Below are 19,134 nucleotides of genomic sequence, written 5' to 3' on the forward strand. Positions count from 1 at the left end.
GAGAATCGCTCACCGCAAAGCACCATAGAAAGGCACGGTAGTGCCAAATCCAAATGACGGCTGTGCTTTACAAGATGAAACGCGCTGGCGGCAATAACCTGGATGATCTTGAATTGATTCAATCAAAGAAGCTTACCGAATACGCCTAAGATTTCGCCCTGCGGCCGCTGAACAGCAGGGCAGTTGGGGCGTGCCACTACACGTCAATTGTGTCGTGAAGGTGAAGGTGGGCGGTGCTCACCGGTTGCGGCCGGGAATCTCGTATTCCTCGTCATCGCCGTGCCCGCCGAAGCCGTGCATGCGCTGTGCCCATTGCAGGCCGATAACACCGCCCTTGATTGGCTGGATGACTAGCAGAGCGGCAAGGACCGTGATCGGCGCCCAGATTGTAAAGGTCAGCCAGAGCGGCATGGGCCAGACGAGGTCAGTCGCCATGTAGCCACCGATGATGAGGTGGCCGATAATGACGATGGCAAGATAGGGCGGCAGGTCGTCCGCGCGATGATGGTACATGGCCTCGCCGCAGGCGGCGCAATTGTCCACCGGCTTCAGGAAGCTCTTGAACAGTTTGCCGCTGCCGCAGTTGGGGCAGGTGTTCAGCATACCGCGCTTGATAGAACGGCCGAGCGGACGTTCCACCTCTTCACTGCTTCCGTAACGGATTGGCTGGTCGCTGGAAGTGGTCGTCATCGTCCGTTTCCTTTCGCGGCGTCCCTACACGCCTATCGCCGCCCTCTTGGCGGCCTCGTTCCGGCCTGCTTGCGCGCGCGGCTTGCGTCGCGCCGGCCAGCCTTATGGAACGAACGCACAGCGGCCGGCATCTTTCGCCCTTCGCTGATCACCTCGAAACGCAGCGCACCGGCAAGCGGAATAGCCTCTGCGAGCTTGACCGTGACGTCGTCGCCGAGGCGATACCCAAGCCCGGTCTTTTCGCCAGACAATGCCTGATGCGCCTCATCATAGATGAAGTAGTCCGTTCCGAGCGTAGATATAGGAACGAAGCCATCCGCTCCATAGTCCGGGAGGGTGACAAATAGTCCCGATTTCGTCACACCTGATACGCGTCCTTGGAATTCCTCGCCGATACGGCCGGCAAGATGATGCGCAATCAGGCGGTCCACCGTTTCGCGCTCGGCGGCCATGGCGCGGCGCTCGAAAGTCGAGATCTCTGCGGCAATATCGTCGAGTGCGGCTTCTTCGTCGGGCGTGATGCCGCCTTCACCGAAACCGAGCGAGCCGACCAGTGCACGGTGCACGATCAGGTCCGCATAACGGCGGATCGGCGAGGTGAAGTGCGCGTATTTCATCAGGTTCAGGCCGAAGTGCCCGATATTCTCCGGGCTGTAGATAGCCTGGCTCTGCGAGCGAAGCACCATCTCGTTGACCATCGTCTGGTGCGGCGTGTCGTCCGCCTTGGCGAGGATCATGTTGAAATTGTTGGCGCGCATGTTGCCGCCCTTGGGAAGCGATATGCCAAGCGTTGCCAGGAACTCGCGCAGCACTTCCTGCTTGGCGAGCGTCGGGCCGTCATGGATGCGGTAGATCAGCACCTGCCGCTTCTTCTCCAGCGTCTCGGCTGCCGAAACGTTGGCCTGGATCATCATTTCTTCGATCAGCTTGTGCGCGTCGAGGCGTGGCGGCACGACAACGCGGTCCACGGTGCCGTCAGGCTTCAGCAGGATCTTGCGCTCCGGCATGTCGAGCTCGAGCGGTTGCCGGCGCCCACGACCGAGCGTCATGATCCGGTAGGCATTCCAAAGCGGCTTCAGGATCGGTTCGAGAAGCGGTCCCGTCTTATCGTCAGGCGTGCCGTCGATCGCCGCCTGCGCCTGCTGGTAGGAGAGCTTTGCCGCGCTCTTCATCATCACGCGATGGAAGGTATGGCCGATCTTTCGGCCTTCCTTCGAAAACATCATGCGAACGGCAAGCGCCGGCCGGTCCTGACCTTCTCTCAACGAGCAGAGATCGTTCGAGATGCGCTCCGGCAACATCGGCACGACCCGGTCCGGGAAATAGACCGAGTTGCCGCGCTTCAGCGCTTCGCGATCGAGCGGAGAGTTCGGGCGAACGTAATAGGAGACGTCGGCGATGGCGACAGTAACGATGACGCCATCCGGATTATCGGGCGAGGGATCCGCCTCGGCATAGACGGCGTCGTCATGGTCCTTGGCGTCAGCCGGATCGATGGTGATCAGCGGCACATCGCGCCAGTCCTCGCGATGCGACATCGTCGCGGGCTTGGCATCGTCGGCTTCGGCGACGACAGCAGGCGGGAATGTATAAGGGATGCCATGGGCATGGATGGCGATCATCGAGATCGCCTTCTCGGATGCGACGGAACCGATGATCGAGAGCACCTTGGCGCGCGGCAGGCCGAATCGACCGAGACGGGCAACTTCGACCTCGACAAGATCGCCGTCCTTGGCCTCGCCCTTGTACTCGGGGTCGATCACCATTTCCTCGCCGCGCCGCTCGATCGGCAGCAGACGACCGGCACCACCAGGTGCATCCTTGAAGACGCCGAGCAACGCGCCGCGGCGCTTGTCCAAAATCTTGATGATGCGCGCGGTGTAGGCCGGGCCGCCGCGATCAGAGGCCGGAAAGATCTTCGCGAGGATTCGGTCGCCCATGCCGGCGACAGGAGCCTTGCCCTTGCCGTTGCGACCTGCTGCCGATGTCGACTGGCGGATGGCGACGGCGGGCGCAACCCCCATCTCCTCCGGCCACTCCGCCGGACGGCCGATCAGTTCGCCGTCCTTGTCGCGCGTCGTGATGTCGAGCACTGTGACGGGCGGCAGGGCGCCCGGCCGGATCAGCGACTTGCGCGTCTTCTGGAGCATTCCTTCCTGCTCCAGTTCGCGCAGGAGGTGCTTCAGTTCGACGCGGTTGTCGCCTTTCAGTCCGAAGGCCTTCGCAAGCTCGCGCTTCGACGCCTTCTGCGGATGGTCGGCGATAAAGCGCAGAATCACTTCGCGGGAGGGCAGGGCCCCGTGGGCGATGTTCAGCGGTTCGGCTGCGGGTTGCTGGCTGGCGCGTCCGATCTTGCCGGGACGCTTGCCCATGCCCTTCATTCTTTCCCGCGGGATTTTGCTCACTCTTTGCTCTTCTTCGTCTTTGCCGGCGCCTTGGCTTTGGTCGTTTTCGGCTTGGCGGCGGTCTTGGTAGTCTTGGTTTCAGCCGAGGCGGCCTTCGCCTTCGGTTTTGCCTTGCTCTTCGATGCCGGTGCCTTGCCTGCCTTGGCGGTGATCAGCGCCAGCGCTTCCTCGACAGTCAGGGCCTGCGGATCGGTGCCCTTCGGCAGGGTCGCATTGACCTTGCCCCAGTTCACGTAGGGACCATACTTGCCGTCGCGAACGGTGATCGCACCGCCATCCGGATGGTCGCCCAGTTCCTTCAACGCTGCCGCTGCAGTCCGGCCGCGTCCGGCAGGGCCCTTGCTCGCCTTGTCGGCAATCACGGTCACAGCGCGGTTGAGCCCGATCGAGAAGACGTCTTCGACGCTTTCGAGGTTGGCGTAGCCGCCGTCATGCAACAGGAACGGCCCATAGCGACCGATGCCGGAAGAAATCATCTTGCCGGTTTCCGGGTGCTTGCCGATATCGCGTGGCAGCGAAATCAGCGCCATCGCCTTCTCGTAGTCGATATCCTCGGGTTTCCAGCCCTTCGGCAGCGAGGAACGCTTTGCTTCCTTGCCATCACCGCGCTGGATGTAGGGGCCGAAGCGGCCCGAACGCAGCGTAAGCTCTTCACCGGTCACCGGATCGGTGCCGAGGTTCTTCGGCTCGTTCAGCGCAACGCCTTCGGCTTCCGAACCACCTTCGGATGAAAGCTGACGGGTATAGTTGCATTCGGGATAGTTCGAGCAACCGACGAAGGCGCCATACTTTCCGAGCTTCAGCGAAAGGTTGCCTGTGCCGCAAACCTGGCAGATGCGCGGGTCGCCGCCATCTTCCCGCTTCGGGAAAACGAGTGGCGCCAGCGCTTCGTTAAGCGAGTCGAGAACGTTGGTGACGCGAAGTTCCTTCGTATCCTCGATCTGGGAGAAGAAATCCTTCCAGAAATCGCGCAGCACCTGCTTCCAGTTCAGCTCCCCGGCCGAGATCCGGTCTAGCTTCTCTTCAAGATCAGCGGTGAAATCGTATTCGACGTATTTGGTGAAGAAGCTTTCGAGGAAGGCCGTCACCAGCCGGCCCTTGGCCTGCGGAATGAGCTTGCGCTTGTCGATGGTGACGTACTCGCGATCGCGCAAGGTCGCCAGCGTCGCAGCGTAAGTCGACGGACGCCCAATGCCGAGCTCTTCCATCTTCTTGATTAGCGATGCTTCCGAATAGCGCGGCGGCGGTTCGGTGAAGTGCTGGGTCGAATTGATCTTCTGCTTTGCGAGGTTCTCGCGGGCATTGATCTCGGGCAGACGACCATCCTCGTCACCGTCGTCGCTCTGTTCGCCGTCTTCCTTCTGGTCGGTATAGGCGGCGATGAAGCCGTCGAAACGGATCACCGAGCCGACAGCGCGCAGACCGGCTTTCTCGCCCTTGTTGTCGGCGGTGATCTCAGCCGTGGTACGCTCGATTTCAGCCGAGGCCATCTGGCTCGCGATGCCGCGCTTCCAGACAAGGTCGTAAAGCCTCAACTGGTCGGCATCGAGGAACTGCCGCACGCGGTCGGGCGAGCGATTGAAATCGGTCGGGCGGATCGCCTCGTGTGCTTCCTGGGCGTTCTTGGCCTTGGTGGAATAGAAGCGAGCCTTCTCCGGCAGATAGCGTTGGCCGAATTGATCGACGATTGCGCTCCGCGCCGCATCGATGGCTTCGGGCGCCATCTGAACGCCATCCGTACGCATGTAGGTGATCAGACCGACCGTCTCGCCGCCGATGTCGACACCCTCGTAGAGCTTCTGGGCAACCTGCATGGTCCGGGACGCTGAAAAGCCGAGCTTCGAGGACGCCGCCTGCTGCAGTGTGGAGGTTGTGAAGGGTGGTCCCGGGTTGCGCTTGACCGGCTTTGCCTCGACCGTGTCGACGGCATAGCTCGCGCCTTCCAGAAGGGCCTTGAGCTTGCCGGCTTCTTCGCCGTTTCCGATCGAACGAGCCTGCAACCGCTTGCCATTCGCTGCAACCAGTTTTGCTTCGAACTCGTCGCCCCGTGGCGTCTTCAGGAGAACCGAAAGGTTCCAGTACTCCTCGGAGATGAAGCGCTCGATTTCGGACTCACGATCGCACACCAGACGCAGCGCCACCGACTGAACGCGGCCGGCCGAACGTGCGCCCGGGAGCTTGCGCCAGAGAACTGGCGACAGGTTGAAGCCGACGAGATAGTCGAGGGCACGGCGAGCGAGATACGCATCGACGAGCGGCACGTCGATGTCGCGTGGCTCCGCCATGGCATCGAGGACGGCCTTCTTCGTGATCGCATTGAAAACGACCCGCTTCACGGTCTTGCCGCTCAGGACGCGCTTCTTGTTCAGCATGTCGAGGACGTGCCAGGAAATCGCTTCACCCTCGCGGTCCGGGTCGGTTGCGAGGAATAGGCTGTCGGACGACTTCACCGCGTCGGCGATATCCTTCAGCCGCTTGGCCGATGCGCCGTCGACCTCCCACAGCATTTCGAAATCCTGATCCGGAAGAACCGAGCCGTCCTTGGCAGGCAGATCGCGGACATGGCCGAAGGAGGCGAGCACCTTGTATCCGGAGCCCAGATACTTGTTGATCGTCTTTGCCTTGGCAGGCGATTCTACCACTACAACATTCATCATGATTCTCTAAAAAAACGTGCCAAGCCGGCGGATAAGCAGATGGAATCCCTGCCGTGTCCAGATAGCCGGCTCTTCGACATGGACAGGGAATTCGTTTCGGTCAAGTGGTCTGACTGCATTTTTACGCATTACAACGCGATACAACCAATACGAGATCGCAAACTTATTGCAATTTCTGATAATTGAGGTATCGTTTTTGAAGTGTGGTTCGGGCTAGCCGAAAGGCAGCGCCTCTCTTTCGTCAGAGACTATCCCATGGCGGCCAAGTTCGCAAAGAAAGATACCGGACGATCCGGCTCGCATGAGAACATCGCCTTCATCAGGCAGATGCTCGCTGAGTTGCGGCGGGTGGCGGAAAAAGAGAACGCCGATATGCTCTGCTATCTGATCGAGATGGCCTATGTGGAGGCCGGCGATCTTCAGGCCCGGACGTAGGGATCTCAGTCGCCCATGGCAAGAGAGACGAAACCGCCGGGATGGCGATGAAGCCGTCCGGCGATATCAAGCTCCAGCAGGACGAGATAGACCGAAGCCGCCGGCAAACCGGTATGGCGGATGACGTCGTCGATCTCGACCGGCGTCGGCCCGAGTGCATCGACGATAAGCGAGCGATCGGAATCATCAGGCGGGAGCATGGAGCGGCCGCCGTCGCGTTCCGGCTCCTCGGCGACCGGCGCGGAGTAGCGTTCGATCTGTGAGAGTGGTGCCAGAGCTTCGGTGACGTCATCCGGTGTCGTGACAATCATCGCACCGTCTTTCAGCAATCCATTGGTGCCATGACACCGGGGATCGAGCGGTGAACCCGGCACCGCGAAAACCAGCCTGCCGAAGTCGCCGGCCAGCCTTGCCGTGATCAGCGAACCCGAGCGCATCGCCGCTTCGACGACAACGACGCCCAGCGAAACGCCGGCGATAAGCCGGTTTCTGCGTGGAAAGTCGCGTGCGCGCGGCTCCCAGCCGAATGGCATTTCGCTGATGGCAAGCCCGTTGCCATTCCAGATGGTGTCAAGCAGACCGGCATTCTCCGGCGGATAGGGTTGGTCCAGACCTCCGGCCATCGCAGCCACCGTTCCCGTGTCGAGGCTTGCGCGATGCGCTGCCGTGTCGACGCCGCGTGCAAGGCCGGAGACGACGACGTAGCCTGCTTGGCCGCATTGGCGCGCGATTGTCGCGGCGAACTTGGCGCCGCTAATGGAGGCGTTGCGGGAGCCGACGATGCCGACGGCCGGCTGCGGGGAAACCGAGAGATCGCCTTTGACGGCGAGCAACGGCGGCGCACCGTCGACTTGCTTCAGCGCTTGGGGATAGTCCGGCTCGCCGATGCCGACGAATCGGGCGCCGAAGCGCCGCGCGGCTTCCAACTCCTTGTGCGCCTCGCTCTCCGTTGCGATCCGGATGGAGCGCGTCGCCCCGCCGCGGGCCGAGAGTTCGGGCAGAGCGGCCAGCGCCGTCTCGGCGGATCCGAAATGGTTGATGAGGTCGCGAAAGGTTGCCGGCCCAACATTGTCGGAGCGGATGAGACGCAGCCACGCGATGCGTTGGCGTTCCGTCAGCGCAATTCCTTTTGGCCTTGCGCTGCGAGCGTCCATTCTATCCCTTCGCCCCGATCTTGCTTTCCGTCCCGCTCATCAGGCGAGAGATGTTGGCCTTGTGCTTCCAGTAGGAGATGACAGTCATGATCGCCATGACCGCTGCAACCTTCTCGGCGCCCAGTATCCACAATGCAACCGGAATGACAAGCATTGCAACCAGTGCGGCAAGCGAGGAATACCGGGTCGTGAAAGCGACCGCCAGCCAGACCACGGCGAAAGCCAGGACCATGATCGGCGCGACGCCGAGCAGCGTCCCGATGTAGGTGGCGACACCCTTGCCACCCTTGAAGCCGATCCAGACCGGGAAGAGGTGACCGATGAAGGCGAAGAAACCCGCGATCAGCGCTGCTTCGTTGCCCAGAAAATAGCCGACGATCCAAGCTGCGGCCGATGCCTTCAGCGCATCGAGAAGGAGCGTTGCGGCTGCAAGCTTCTTGTTGCCGGTTCTAAGCACGTTGGTCGCGCCGATATTGCCAGACCCGATGCTGCGGACGTCGCCGAGCCCGGCGGCCTTTGTCAGGATCAGGCCGAAGGGGATGGAGCCGAGCAGGTAGCCAATGGCGGCCGCCGCGAATGCGATCGGCAGCGTGATCTGCCAGGTCATGAGATCCGAGACCATGTTCCCTCCGGTGGTCTTTTTATATCGTATGCACGCAGCGTCCGGCGACGTAGGTCGCAACAGCGCGCCCGCTGAGGCGAGCGTCTTCGAACGGCGTGTTCTTCGAGCGGGAAAGAAGCATGTCCTTCGAGACAAGCCAAGGGTCATCGAGATCGATCAGCGCAATATCCGCCTTCGCGCCCGGCTTCAGCGTGCCGGCCTCGAGGCCGAAAATCTGCGCCGGCCGCGTCGACATGGCATCGATCAGCCGCATCAGGCTGACCTGGCCGCTGTGATGCAGGCGCAGCGCCGCAGCTAGCATCGTTTCAAGGCCGACGGCTCCGTCGGCCGCTTCACCGAAGGGCAGGCGTTTCGTGTCAACGTCCTGCGGGTCGTGCGAGGAGACGATGATATCGATCGCACCGCGCGCCAGCGCATCCACCATCGCCATACGATCATCTTCGGAGCGCAGCGGCGGATAGAGCTTGAAGAAGGTGCGATATTCGCCGATGTCGTTTTCGTTCAGCGAAAGATTGTTGATCGAGATACCGCAGGTAACGCGCGCACCACGGCTGCGGGCAAGCTCGATCGCCTCGACCGATTCCGGCACGGAGATCATCGCGGCGTGGTAGTTGCCGCGTGTCAGCTTGGCGATGCGCAGGTCGCGTTCGAGCGGGATGAGTTCTGCTTCCTTCGGGATACCCCCGAGACCGAGCCAGCTGGCAAACAGTCCCTCATGCATGACCCCGGTGGCACCCAGATATTTGTCGCGGGTCTCGCAGGAGATGACGGCGCCGAATTCACGCGCATAGGTCATCACGCGACGCAGGACCTGCGTGTCGTGGACGCTCGAGCGGCCGTCGGTAAACGCGACGGCGCCGGCTTCCATCAGCAGGCCGATCTCGGTCATTTCCTCGCCGGCAAGATGTTTCGTGATCGCCGCTGCCGGATAGACGTTGACCAGTGCCTTGTCCTTCGCCGTCTTCTTGACGAATTCGACAAGCGCGATGTCGTCGATGACGGGATCGGTATCCGGCATCATGATGATCGACGTAACGCCGCCGGCCGCTGCCGCGCGGCTTGCCGAAGCGATCGTTTCACGATGCTCGGCGCCCGGCTCACCGATATGAACGCGGGCATCGACGAGGCCAGGCGTAGCGACGAGGCCGGTGCAATCACGCACGTCGGCACCGGCGGGCGCTGCCTGGTTCTGTGCGTCCGCGCCGGCCGCAACGATCAGGCCATCCCTGACGATGATGCTGCCGACTTCATCGAGATTGCGCGAGGGGTCGACGATGCGAACGTTCTTGAGGACGACCGAGTTCTTCATGCGCCGGCTCCTTCGGTGCGTGGACCCTGGTTCTGTGAGACCAGCAGCGTCTCCATGACGGCCATGCGCACGGCGACCCCCATTTCCACCTGTTCGGCAATCACGCTCTGCGGTCCGTCCGCGACCTCGGAGGAGATCTCGACGCCACGGTTCATCGGGCCGGGATGCATGACAAGCGCATCTTCCTTCGCCGCTTTTAGCGTTTCCGCGTCGAGCCCATAGAAGTGATAGTATTCGCGCACCGATGGCACAAAGGCGCCGGACATGCGCTCGCGCTGCAGACGCAGCATCATCACAACGTCGGCGTCCTTCAGACCTTCCTTCATGGAATGGAAGACCTCAACGCCCATGTCGGCGATACCTGATGGCAGCAGGGTTGCGGGCGCTACGACGCGCACGCGTGCGCCCATGGCGTTCAGCAATAGGATGTTCGACCGCGCCACGCGCGAATGCAGCACGTCGCCGCAGATCGCGACGATAATGCGCGACAGCTTGCCCTTGGCGCGGCGGATCGTCAGAGCGTCAAGGAGGGCCTGCGTCGGATGCTCATGTTGGCCGTCGCCGGCATTGACCACCGAGCAGGAAACCTTCTGTGCGAGCAGGGCAGCAGCCCCGGCGCTGGAATGGCGGATCACGAGCACATCAGGCCGCATCGCGTTCAGCGTCATTGCCGTATCGATCAGGGTCTCGCCCTTCTTCACCGAAGAATTGCCGACCGACATGTTCATCACGTCGGCGCCGAGACGTTTCCCGGCAAGCTCGAAGGAGGCCTGCGTGCGCGTCGATGCCTCGAAAAAGAGATTGATCTGAGTCAGGCCGCGAAGGGTCGACGTTTTCTTCTCTCTCTGCCTGCTGATCTTGACGGCCTCGTCGGCCTTGTCGAGGAGAAAGGTGATATCCTGCTCGGTGAGCCCTTTGATACCGATGAGGTGGCGGTGGGGAAAGAAGACCATGAACCTGCCTCTTGCTGTCGTCTGCGGGGTCTATAAAGAGTGAGCCGGGCGGCGGCAAGCTTGCGCTGTGGGCAAAGGCCCGTCTCCCCCTGCAATTTTGCCCGAATTCAACTATTGCAGAGGACAGGGAAATTGTAACTTCCGGTTTCCCTTTGCCTGCCTCTTGCACTAGAAGCGATTCATGACGCCCGCCGAAGAGAAACTTGCCGAACTCAACCAGCCGAGCCTGTGGTCCGGCATCAACGCCTACAGGTCCGATCCGCTGATCGTCGACCTGACCGGCACGCTGCCGCGTGGGATCCGCGACGATCTCGACAACATGGGCCGGTACGTGACCTCTCCGGAGGCGCAGGAGCTGGCGCGCATGGCGAATCAGGGCGTGCCGCAGCTGCGCACGCATGGTCCGCGCGGCGAGCGGCTCGATGTTGTCGAGTTCCATCCGGCCTGGCACGCGCTGATGCGCCGTTCGATGTCGTCGGGGCTGCATTCGTCTGTCTGGGATCCGCAGGCGGACACTGAGGCCAAAAACCAGGCGCACAAGGTTAGGGCAGCGCGCTTCTATCTGACGGCGCAGTTGGAATCCGGCCATCTCTGCCCGCTGACGATGACGAGTGCCTCGGTCGCAGCGCTTTCGGCTTCGCCGGCCGTGCAGAAGGACTGGGCACCGAAGATCCTCTCGCGCAAATATGATTCCACCAACAAGCCTGCCATGCAGAAGTCCGCCGTGACGATCGGCATGGGCATGACCGAGAAGCAGGGCGGCACCGACGTTCGCGCCAACACGACGACGGCGGAGAAGGTCAGCGAAGGCATCTATCGTCTGTCCGGCCACAAGTGGTTCATGTCGGCGCCGATGAGCGACGCCTTCGTGATGCTGGCGCAGACCAAGGATGGGATGGGCTGCTTCCTCGTTCCACGTCTTCTGGAGGATGGTTCGGCGAACGGCCTGCACTTCCAGCGCCTGAAGGACAAGGTCGGCAATCGCTCCAATGCCTCGTCGGAAGTCGAATTCAACGATACGTTCGGCTTCCTGCTCGGCACGCCGGATGGCGGTATCCGCACTATTCTCGACATGGTGACATTAACGCGGCTCGACTGCGCGCTGGCCTCCTCGGGCATCATGCGCGCTTCGCTGGCCGAGGCCGTGCATCACACCCGCGGCCGCAGCGTTTTCGGAAAGATGCTGGTGAGCCAGCCGATCATGACGCGCGTCCTGGCCGATATGGCCCTCGATGTGGCGGCTGCGACGGCGCTGTCCTTCCGCCTTGCCGATGCCTTCGATCGGGCACGCGGCAGCGCCGAAGAGGCGGCCTACGCCCGCGTCATGACGCCGGTCGCAAAATACTGGTGCTGCAAGATTGCGCCATCTCTGATTTACGAGGCGATGGAATGCATCGGCGGCAGCGGCTACATCGAGGAGCGCCCGATCGCCCGCCACTATCGCGAAGCGCCCGTTAACGCGATCTGGGAAGGCTCGGGCAATGTCATGGCACTCGACGTGCTACGCATCCTGAACCGCGGCAAGGACCTTTTCGAAACGGTATTCGCAGGTCTCGCGCGCGATCTCGGACCGGCCGGCAAGAAGACCATCGACGTGCTGCGCGCCGCCATGGCGCTTTGCGAGCGGGACGAGGGCGCTGCACGCCTGCTCGTCGAACAGCTGGCGCTCGCTGCCGGTGCCGCCGAACTCTATCGCCTGGGGGCAGGGCGGATCGCCGATGCCTTCATCGAAACCCGCCTTGCAGGCGGCTGGCGCTCGACCTACGGCATGCTGGATTCGCGCTTCGACGCCAGCTACATCGTCGATCTTCTCTATCCGCCGGCAAGCTGATGACTGTGCTGCGTCCCGTCCGTACCGACGATCTCGAGCAGATCTATCAAATCTCGCTCGTGACGGGCGACGCCGGCAGCGATGCGTCCAAATTGCACCGCGACGGCAAGCTGATCGGACATATTTATTCGGCACCCTACGTGCTGCTGAGCCCTGAAACCGCTTTCGTGGCAGAGGACTCCGAAGGAGTTGCCGGCTACATCGTCGGCGGGTTCGATACGGTTGCATTCGATCAGCGGCTTGAACGCGATTGGTGGCCGGCACTTCGTCGGGCGTACAGCGATCCGGAGGGCGATCCCGAGAACTGGGACGCCGATCAGAAACGCATTTCCGCGATCCACCATCCGTCTTCGGCGCCTGCTGCGCTCGTCGAAGCCTTTCCCGCGCACATCCACATGAACCTACTGCCGCGTTTACAGGGGCAGGGGATGGGCACGAAGCTCCTCGACCGATGGCTGTCGAATGCAAGAGAGGCCGGCGTCGAAGCCGTCCACCTCGGCGCCAATGCTAACAATTATGGCGCTCTGCGTTTTTGGGGCTCCCGCGGGTTCAGCCGACTTGGCCCGCCATTGGTCGACGCTTCCGACCGAACGGTCTGGTTTGGACAGAGACTATAAGGGCAGGCAGCTAAATGTCACCGTATGGTGACACTTTGAAATCGTTGCCATCTTTCGCGAACTGTCCACAATCTTTGCAAGACATGTCCGTTGCCGCTGATCTGTGGCGTTGTTACTCACCGCAAAGTGACAACTGGACCGAATCCCTCATGCTGAACGACCCCATGGTGCTTGCGCCCGTTGCCGACGCAATCCGTGTCGAACCCGAAAAGCGTATTCGCGACCGAAGCGCTACCGAGAAGGCAATTCTGAACGCAGCCAAGTCGTTGCTGGCGGAAGAGGGGTTCCAGAATTTCGGCATCAACGCGGTTGCCCGCCGCGCCGGCTGCGACAAGCAACTGATCTACCGCTACTACGGCGGCTTGAACGGCCTCGTGGAAGCGATCGGCGCCGATCTCGGCAATTGGGTCAAGGACCGCATTCCCGAGGATACCGGTGGCATGTTTCTCCTGACCTACGGCGACCTCATGGAGCGGCTGTCGCTGCTTTTCCTCGAGGCGTTGCGGGATGATCCACTTGTTCGCCGAATCGTTGCCTGGGAGGTTTCCGAAAACACCGAGCAGGTCAGGCGGCTTTCCGAGGCGCGGTCGAAGGCCCTAGCAAACTGGCTCGATCGCATGCGGGGATCGCTGATGCCGCCAAAGGGCGTCGACGTTGTGGCCGTCAATGCGCTTCTGATCGCGGCCATCCAGCATCTCGTTCTTTCCGCATCCGCTGGAGGCCAGTGCGCCGGACTGACGCTCAAGACGTCGAAGGATTGGGAGAAGGCCGCAACGGCTCTGAAACGTATCGTTCGCGGCGTCTACGGCTGAGGCCGAGCACAGTCTTTCCACAGGCGTCCCCGCGCGCGTTAACCTTAACAAATGGTTTACGTTGCGCCTTCCCGGGTAAGAAGTCAGTTTGCCAGTCAGTCCAAAATGTTGGGTGTCTGGAACCATGGGAACTAAAATCGCGAGAGGCGCGTTTCTTGTTGCCGCGATGATGTTTTTCGCTGTGCTTGCGCTGGATATCGCTGTGCCAGGGCTGGTTCTGGGTTCGATGGCGTTGTCGATATGGGCGGTTTCCCACGAGGGGCTATCCAGTCGAAGAGAACGAGAGACGACCGCATGAAGTGGTTCCTGATCTTCTGGGCCGGTCCCATTGTCTTCCTGGCGGGATGGTATTGGCTTTCCTATTACGACATGAACTTCGGCATCTATATGCTCAGTAGGCAGGTGCATGACCTGACCTTCGAGATTTATGGCAAGGTGCTCGGCATTCCGCCGGAAACCATTCCGCCGCTGGTTGCCCGCGCGATCGTCGTCGACAGTCTTGTCGTCTTCGCAATCATTGGGTTCCGCCGACGCAAGGCAATTGCCGCCTGGTGGCGTGCACGTCACGCGTCAAAATCGCCCGATGCCGTTCTGCCGAGCAACGATAGCCTGTCCAGCGCTCCCTGAAGAATGAAGCTTGCCGCTGCCGAGTCGATCCGCTCGGCACGCTGCCTGCGTGATACGTCCATCTCGAGCAGCGCCCGCTCGGCGGCGACCGTCGACAGCCGCTCGTCCCAGTAGACGAACGGCAGGTCAGTCTTCTGCTCCATGTTGCGCACGAAGGCGCGCGTCGCCTGAACGCGCGGTCCGGCCGATCCGTCCATGTTCATTGGCAGACCAATCACAAAGGCGGCGACCTTTTCCTTAGCGGCAAACTCCAGCAACGTCGTCGCATCGATCGTGAATTTTTCGCGCTTGATGACCGGCCGCGGCGTCGAAAAGCGCCGGCCGAGATCGGACATCGAAAGCCCGATCGTCTTCGTGCCGAGATCGAGGCCCGCGATCGCCTGTCCCGGCTGCAACGCAGTTGAGAGTTCTTCGATCGTTAGCACCGTCATCGTCGTTTCATCCTGTCAAAAGAAATTGAAGCGGTGACGCTTTTCTTTGCGACCGCATCCGATATGTCCATAGCCAGCAAAACAGGCTTTTGCATCCGATAATCGAAGGAGACATTTTATGAAGATCACTTGGCTCGGTCACTCCGCTTTCCGCATCGAGATCGGGAAGGCGAAAATCTTGCTGGATCCGTTTCTCACGCACAATTCCTCCTTCGCTGGGCAGAACCTCAAGGATGTCGCGAGCGGCGTCACCCACATCCTGCTGACCCACGGTCACGGCGATCATGTCGGCGACACCGTAGCGCTCGCCAAGGAGACCGGCGCGGTCGTTCTCGCCAACGCCGACCTTGCCTCGTGGCTGGGGTCCAAGGGCCTGGCGAAGCTCGAAATGGGCAATACCGGGGGGACTGTTTCCTTCGACGGTTTCTCGGCAACCTTCACCAACGCGCTGCATTCCTCCGCCCAGATCACCGAAGACGGCGTTTCGCATGCGCTCGGCAATGCAAACGGCCTGATGCTGCATTTCGACGAGGAAGCCTCCATCCTCGCCATGGGCGATACCGACATCTTCTCCGACATGGCGCTGATCAATGAACTGCATCAGCCGGATATCGGACTGGTGCCGGTCGGCGACCGCTTCACGATGGGCGGCGCGGTCGCGGCGCTGGCCTGCCAGCGCTACTTCAACTTCAAGACGGCGATACCTTGCCACTACGGCACCTTCCCGATCATCGATCAGACGCCGGAGAAGTTTGTCTCGGGTATGGATGGATCGACGACCGCGGTGAGGACGCCGAAGCCGGGCGAGAGCCTTTCCGTCTAGGTTACGTCAGCAAAACCGCTCCGATTTCGGTAGCGGAATTCTACGCAATCCAAGGGCCATGCCCGTTGCGCACGGCGGGCATGGCCTTTATAGCGGGTAGGAAAAATCCTATCCGGAGAATACCATGTCCGTCGACTTTGCCACCGTTAAGCGCGTAGCGCGCCTTGCCCGTATTGCCGTCACCGAAGAAGAGGCAAATCGCATGGTGGGTGAGCTGAATGGCATCCTCGGCTTCGTCGAGCAGCTCTCCGAAGTCGACGTCGAGGGCGTCGAGGCAATGACATCGGTCACGCCGATGGAGATGAAGAAGCGCACCGATGATGTGACCGACGGCAACAAGGCTGCTGACATCGTCTCGAACGCGCCTGTCACCGATCAGAATTTCTTCCTGGTACCCAAAGTCGTCGAATAAGGCCTTCGCCGTTTTTCGACCTTTGTTGCCATTCCAGATTTGAAGCGAATTACCATGAGCGAACTCACCAGCCTGACCATTGCCGAAGCCCGCACGAAGCTGCGCGCCAAGGAAATCAAAGCGACCGAACTGACCGAAGCCTATATTTCGGCGATCGAAGCAGCGAACGACAAGCTCAACGCCTACATCAAGGTCACGCCCGAGAAGGCGCTGCAGATGGCGGAAGCCTCCGACGCGCGTCTCGCCGGCGGCAAGGGCGGCGAGCTCGAGGGTATTCCGCTCGGCATCAAGGACCTGTTTGCCACCGAAGGCATTCACACGCAGGCCTGCAGCCACATCCTCGATGGTTTCAAGCCGCACTACGAGTCGACAGTCACGCAGAACCTCTGGGACGATGGCGCCGTCATGCTCGGCAAGCTCAACATGGACGAGTTTGCGATGGGCTCTTCCAACGAGACCTCCTACTACGGCTCGGTGATCAACCCCTGGCGTTCGGGTGGCTCCAACCAACAGCTGGTACCGGGCGGTTCCTCCGGGGGCTCGGCGGCTGCCGTTGCAGCCCACCTCTGCGCCGGCGCCACGGCAACGGATACGGGCGGCTCGATCCGCCAGCCTGCAGCCTTCACCGGCACTGTCGGGATCAAGCCGACTTACGGCCGCTGCTCGCGCTGGGGCACGGTAGCCTTCGCGTCTTCCCTCGATCAGGCCGGCCCGATTGCTCGCGATGTGCGCGATGCCGCGATCCTGCTGAAGTCGATGGCCTCCGTCGATCCAAAGGACACGACCTCCGTCGATCTGCCGGTTCCCGAATATGAGGCCGCACTTGGCAAGTCGCTGAAGGGCATGAAGATTGGTATTCCGAACGAATACCGCGTCGACGGCATGCCTGAGGAAATCGAAACGCTATGGCAGCAGGGCATTGCCTGGCTGAAGGACGCAGGCGCCGAGATCGTCAACATCTCGCTGCCGCACACCAAGTATGCCCTGCCGGCCTATTACATCGTCGCTCCGGCGGAAGCCTCATCAAACCTTGCCCGTTATGACGGCGTCCGCTATGGCCTGCGCGTCGATGGCAAGGACATCGTCGACATGTACGAAAGGACGCGTGCCGCCGGCTTCGGCAAGGAAGTCAAGCGCCGCATCATGATCGGCACCTACGTGCTGTCCGCCGGCTACTACGACGCCTATTACATCAAGGCCCAGAAGGTCCGCACGCTGATCAAGCGCGACTTCGAACTGGCGTTCAACGCCGGCGTCGATGCGATCCTGACGCCCGCGACACCGTCGTCGGCCTTCGGCGTCGCCGACGAGAACCTCGCGTCCGATCCGGTGAAGATGTACCTGAACGACATCTTCACGGTGACGGTCAACATGGCCGGGCTGCCGGGCATTGCCGTTCCTGCCGGTCTGGATCACGGCGGCCTGCCGCTCGGTCTGCAGCTGATTGGCAAGCCGTTCGACGAAGAGACGCTGTTCAAGACTGCGCACGTAATAGAGCAGGCGGCAGGCAAGTTCACGCCCGCCAAGTGGTGGTGAGCGAGCCACATCGGCATCGGCCGCCGACGAGGCGGTCGTTCCTTGTCGGGCGACTGAGGTCCAGCTACCTCGGGCGTGGACTTTGTATTCGTCCATTGCGGCCCTACCAGGAGGAGGACTCATGTCGGCGTCAGATATCACTCAGATGATCGAAGCATTCGACCGTCTCGCCGCGGCAGGTTTCATCGTTGGTCCGGAATGGCAAGCAGTGCATGAAGTCTGCCAGGCGCATGAGGGCGAGGCGCTTTTCGATTGGGGGCATGCCATCTGCCACCGCATCGAAGGCGACGACTGGAATGCCGACTACTGGTACCGCCAGGCGGGTAAACGGCGTGGGAACGCTAAGGTCGCCGACGAATGGTCGGTGATGAAGGCGGAGCTTTTCAAGCAGCTTTGAAAGTAAGCCGCGCGCCAGGCGACGCGCGGCTCGGACAACTATCTGTTGTCCTGTTCGGCTCTGACGAGAACCAGTCCTCGTTCGGTAATCCGGTAGGGCTTGCCGCCTGAGGATTTGATCGCCCGCTTCTGCTTCAATTTGCGAAACAGCTCAAGGCCGAAGCCGGGATAGACCCAGCCGTCGCGGGTAAGGCATCTTACCGCCTCGATTTTCCGGTTGTCGTCGCGTTCGATTTCAATGCGGCCGCCTTGGGCCAACAGGTGCAGGATGCGCTGCTCCGTGCGTGAAATATCCATGGAAATGTTGATCCGGTCTTGCGCCGTGAGGCGCGCAAAAACATCTGGCGTCCGGTCGGACGTCAGGGCTTCGTTCTTTTCGGGCCCATGCGCACAGGGAAAACCTGCGGGCAGGGCCTCTACCGGGTCTGAGAAGACGAATTCAACATGCGGCCTTGATACTGGCTGCGCGACACCTCGTCAAGATTTGCAACCGAGAGAGGACATTTCCGCCGTGTCTCGCGCTCGAAACCTGAGGCTTGGAGAACGGGGTGATTCGGTGCTTTACTTCCGTGGAAAGTCGGAGGTGCCGTTGATCCACATTCGCAATGCCCGGGAAGGCGAAGCGGAGCTTTTGAGCGAGATCGGAATAAGGGCCTGGCAGAAGGCGATGGCATCCATCGGCGAAGGAGATGCTATGGTCGACGCCGCGCGAAGCGCGTTCTTCAACTTCGTTGCGGGGAGCTGGATCACCGTCACCGTCATTGAGTGGAACGGGCATGCGGCTGGGTGGGCAGCGCGCGAGACGCTCGACGAGAAGATCTCGGACTTCTGGATCGATCCTGCCTTCACCGGTCACGGTCTCGGAACCGCACTCTTGCAGGATATCGAGAAGGACATCGCCGCGCAGGGCTTCGACACGGCAATGATGCAGACACACTCGGGGAACTCTGAGGCGATCGGCTTTTTCCAGAAGCGTGGGTATGCAATTCATTGGCTATCGATTGCCTACAATCCCAAGCTCGATCGTGATGTCCCGTCGGTCGGGCTGTCAAAGTCATTGGAATCCGCGGACGACGGCATCTATGGCCTAGTCTAGCAGCGCGCCCTCCAGCGCGAGGTAGCCGAGAGCGCTTGATAGCAAAAGCGCGATCGCCATATGAACCAGCACGATAGCCCTCAGGATCGACCGGAACGGTTCCTTCTGCGTCTTATGACGAAAGAGCCGTTGTGCACAGACCGCCCCAAGGCTGCCGCCGACGAAAGCGAGTGTAAGCAAGGTCTTCTCGCTGATCCGCCGCCGATGACTGCGGGCAGCCTGCTTGTCGAGAAAGTAGATCGAGAACACCAAGGCATTCAACGCCACGAAGAGCCCGATGATCTTTAGAATATCAATCGTTGTCATTTAAATCACGCTAAGCCCATTG

The 19,134-nt window shown here is 61.2% G+C and carries 20 protein-coding genes; 10 read left to right on the forward strand and 10 right to left on the reverse strand.

Annotated features, from left to right (window positions below; translation table 11 throughout):
* Positions 1-237 precede the first annotated feature (237 nt).
* From FHT76_RS24915 to topA, 3 genes are read right to left on the reverse strand one after another with little or no spacing between them, the layout of a single operon-like run.
* Complete coding sequence (locus FHT76_RS24915; RefSeq protein ID WP_183859164.1) at positions 238-690, reverse strand: DUF983 domain-containing protein; 453 nt, start codon at positions 688-690, stop codon at positions 238-240.
* Positions 691-722: 32 nt separating this feature from the next.
* Entirely contained in the window at positions 723-3,095 is a 2,373-nt protein-coding gene (gene rnr, locus FHT76_RS24920) for a ribonuclease R (RefSeq protein ID WP_183859162.1), read from the reverse strand.
* The gene (topA, locus tag FHT76_RS24925) at positions 3,092-5,749 is read right to left on the reverse strand and encodes a type I DNA topoisomerase (protein ID WP_183860700.1); all 2,658 of its coding nucleotides are present in this window, start codon (positions 5,747-5,749) and stop codon (positions 3,092-3,094) included. The genes rnr and topA overlap by 4 nt, the downstream gene beginning before the upstream one ends.
* A gap of 258 nt (positions 5,750-6,007) precedes the next feature.
* On the opposite strand from topA, the gene FHT76_RS24930 reads away from it, so the two are divergent.
* Complete coding sequence (locus tag FHT76_RS24930; RefSeq protein WP_259129411.1) at positions 6,008-6,187, forward strand: hypothetical protein; 180 nt, start codon at positions 6,008-6,010, stop codon at positions 6,185-6,187.
* Between the two features lie 5 nt (positions 6,188-6,192).
* Here FHT76_RS24930 and dprA read toward each other — a convergent pair whose 3' ends face one another.
* The 4 genes from dprA to FHT76_RS24950 are packed head-to-tail and all read right to left on the reverse strand — an operon-like array spanning position 6,193 to position 10,225.
* Positions 6,193-7,341 carry a DNA-processing protein DprA gene (dprA, locus tag FHT76_RS24935; protein ID WP_183859161.1) on the reverse strand — a complete coding sequence of 383 codons (1,149 nt, stop codon included), beginning with the start codon at positions 7,339-7,341 and terminating at the stop codon, positions 6,193-6,195.
* Between the two features lies 1 nt (position 7,342).
* Entirely contained in the window at positions 7,343-7,963 is a 621-nt protein-coding gene (gene plsY / locus FHT76_RS24940; RefSeq protein ID WP_183859159.1) for a glycerol-3-phosphate 1-O-acyltransferase PlsY, read from the reverse strand.
* A gap of 19 nt (positions 7,964-7,982) precedes the next feature.
* A complete protein-coding gene (locus FHT76_RS24945; RefSeq protein WP_183859157.1) occupies positions 7,983-9,272 on the reverse strand; it encodes a dihydroorotase in 1,290 nt (429 codons plus the stop codon).
* Positions 9,269-10,225 carry an aspartate carbamoyltransferase catalytic subunit gene (locus FHT76_RS24950; RefSeq protein WP_037127400.1) on the reverse strand — a complete coding sequence of 319 codons (957 nt, stop codon included), beginning with the start codon at positions 10,223-10,225 and terminating at the stop codon, positions 9,269-9,271. The genes FHT76_RS24945 and FHT76_RS24950 overlap by 4 nt, the downstream gene beginning before the upstream one ends.
* 181 nt (positions 10,226-10,406) lie before the next feature.
* On the opposite strand from FHT76_RS24950, the gene FHT76_RS24955 reads away from it, so the two are divergent.
* From FHT76_RS24955 to FHT76_RS24970, 4 genes are all read left to right on the forward strand, one after another.
* Entirely contained in the window at positions 10,407-12,056 is a 1,650-nt protein-coding gene (locus tag FHT76_RS24955; RefSeq protein WP_183756811.1) for an acyl-CoA dehydrogenase family protein, read from the forward strand.
* On the forward strand, positions 12,056-12,673 hold the full coding sequence (locus tag FHT76_RS24960; RefSeq protein WP_183859155.1) for a GNAT family N-acetyltransferase: 618 nt from the start codon (positions 12,056-12,058) through the stop codon (positions 12,671-12,673). Before FHT76_RS24955 ends, FHT76_RS24960 begins: the two co-directional genes overlap by 1 nt.
* 149 nt (positions 12,674-12,822) lie before the next feature.
* Positions 12,823-13,485: a TetR/AcrR family transcriptional regulator gene (locus FHT76_RS24965; RefSeq protein ID WP_183859153.1), complete on the forward strand. Its 663-nt coding sequence runs from the start codon at positions 12,823-12,825 to the stop codon at positions 13,483-13,485.
* Between the two features lie 294 nt (positions 13,486-13,779).
* The gene (locus FHT76_RS24970; RefSeq protein WP_183859152.1) at positions 13,780-14,112 is read left to right on the forward strand and encodes a DUF6105 family protein; all 333 of its coding nucleotides are present in this window, start codon (positions 13,780-13,782) and stop codon (positions 14,110-14,112) included.
* Here the strand turns inward: FHT76_RS24970 and ruvX are convergent.
* Positions 14,049-14,543 (reverse strand): Holliday junction resolvase RuvX, encoded by a 495-nt coding sequence (ruvX, locus tag FHT76_RS24975; protein WP_183756807.1) that lies wholly within the window; start codon positions 14,541-14,543, stop codon positions 14,049-14,051. The genes FHT76_RS24970 and ruvX overlap by 64 nt on opposite strands.
* A 118-nt stretch (positions 14,544-14,661) precedes the next feature.
* Here ruvX and FHT76_RS24980 point away from each other — a divergent pair, with 118 nt between their 5' ends.
* From FHT76_RS24980 to FHT76_RS24995, 4 genes are all read left to right on the forward strand, one after another.
* Positions 14,662-15,366, forward strand: coding sequence for a metal-dependent hydrolase (locus FHT76_RS24980; protein WP_183859150.1), 705 nt, complete (start codon positions 14,662-14,664; stop codon positions 15,364-15,366).
* Between the two features lie 124 nt (positions 15,367-15,490).
* Entirely contained in the window at positions 15,491-15,778 is a 288-nt protein-coding gene (gene gatC / locus FHT76_RS24985) for an Asp-tRNA(Asn)/Glu-tRNA(Gln) amidotransferase subunit GatC (protein ID WP_016553653.1), read from the forward strand.
* Positions 15,779-15,832: 54 nt separating this feature from the next.
* The gene (gene gatA / locus FHT76_RS24990; protein ID WP_183859147.1) at positions 15,833-17,314 is read left to right on the forward strand and encodes an Asp-tRNA(Asn)/Glu-tRNA(Gln) amidotransferase subunit GatA; all 1,482 of its coding nucleotides are present in this window, start codon (positions 15,833-15,835) and stop codon (positions 17,312-17,314) included.
* Positions 17,315-17,435: 121 nt separating this feature from the next.
* Positions 17,436-17,711, forward strand: coding sequence for a hypothetical protein (locus tag FHT76_RS24995; protein ID WP_183859145.1), 276 nt, complete (start codon positions 17,436-17,438; stop codon positions 17,709-17,711).
* Positions 17,712-17,749: 38 nt separating this feature from the next.
* Here the strand turns inward: FHT76_RS24995 and FHT76_RS25000 are convergent, their stop codons facing one another.
* A complete protein-coding gene (locus FHT76_RS25000) occupies positions 17,750-18,007 on the reverse strand; it encodes a YjhX family toxin (protein ID WP_183859143.1) in 258 nt (85 codons plus the stop codon).
* A 292-nt stretch (positions 18,008-18,299) separates the two neighbouring features.
* On the opposite strand from FHT76_RS25000, the gene FHT76_RS25005 reads away from it, so the two are divergent.
* On the forward strand, positions 18,300-18,806 hold the full coding sequence (locus FHT76_RS25005) for a GNAT family N-acetyltransferase (protein WP_183859141.1): 507 nt from the start codon (positions 18,300-18,302) through the stop codon (positions 18,804-18,806).
* Here the strand turns inward: FHT76_RS25005 and FHT76_RS25010 are convergent.
* Positions 18,798-19,112: a DUF1294 domain-containing protein gene (locus FHT76_RS25010; protein WP_183859139.1), complete on the reverse strand. Its 315-nt coding sequence runs from the start codon at positions 19,110-19,112 to the stop codon at positions 18,798-18,800. The genes FHT76_RS25005 and FHT76_RS25010 overlap by 9 nt on opposite strands.
* Positions 19,113-19,134 lie beyond the last annotated feature (22 nt).

It is taken from the genome of Rhizobium sp. BK176, assembly GCF_024808055.1.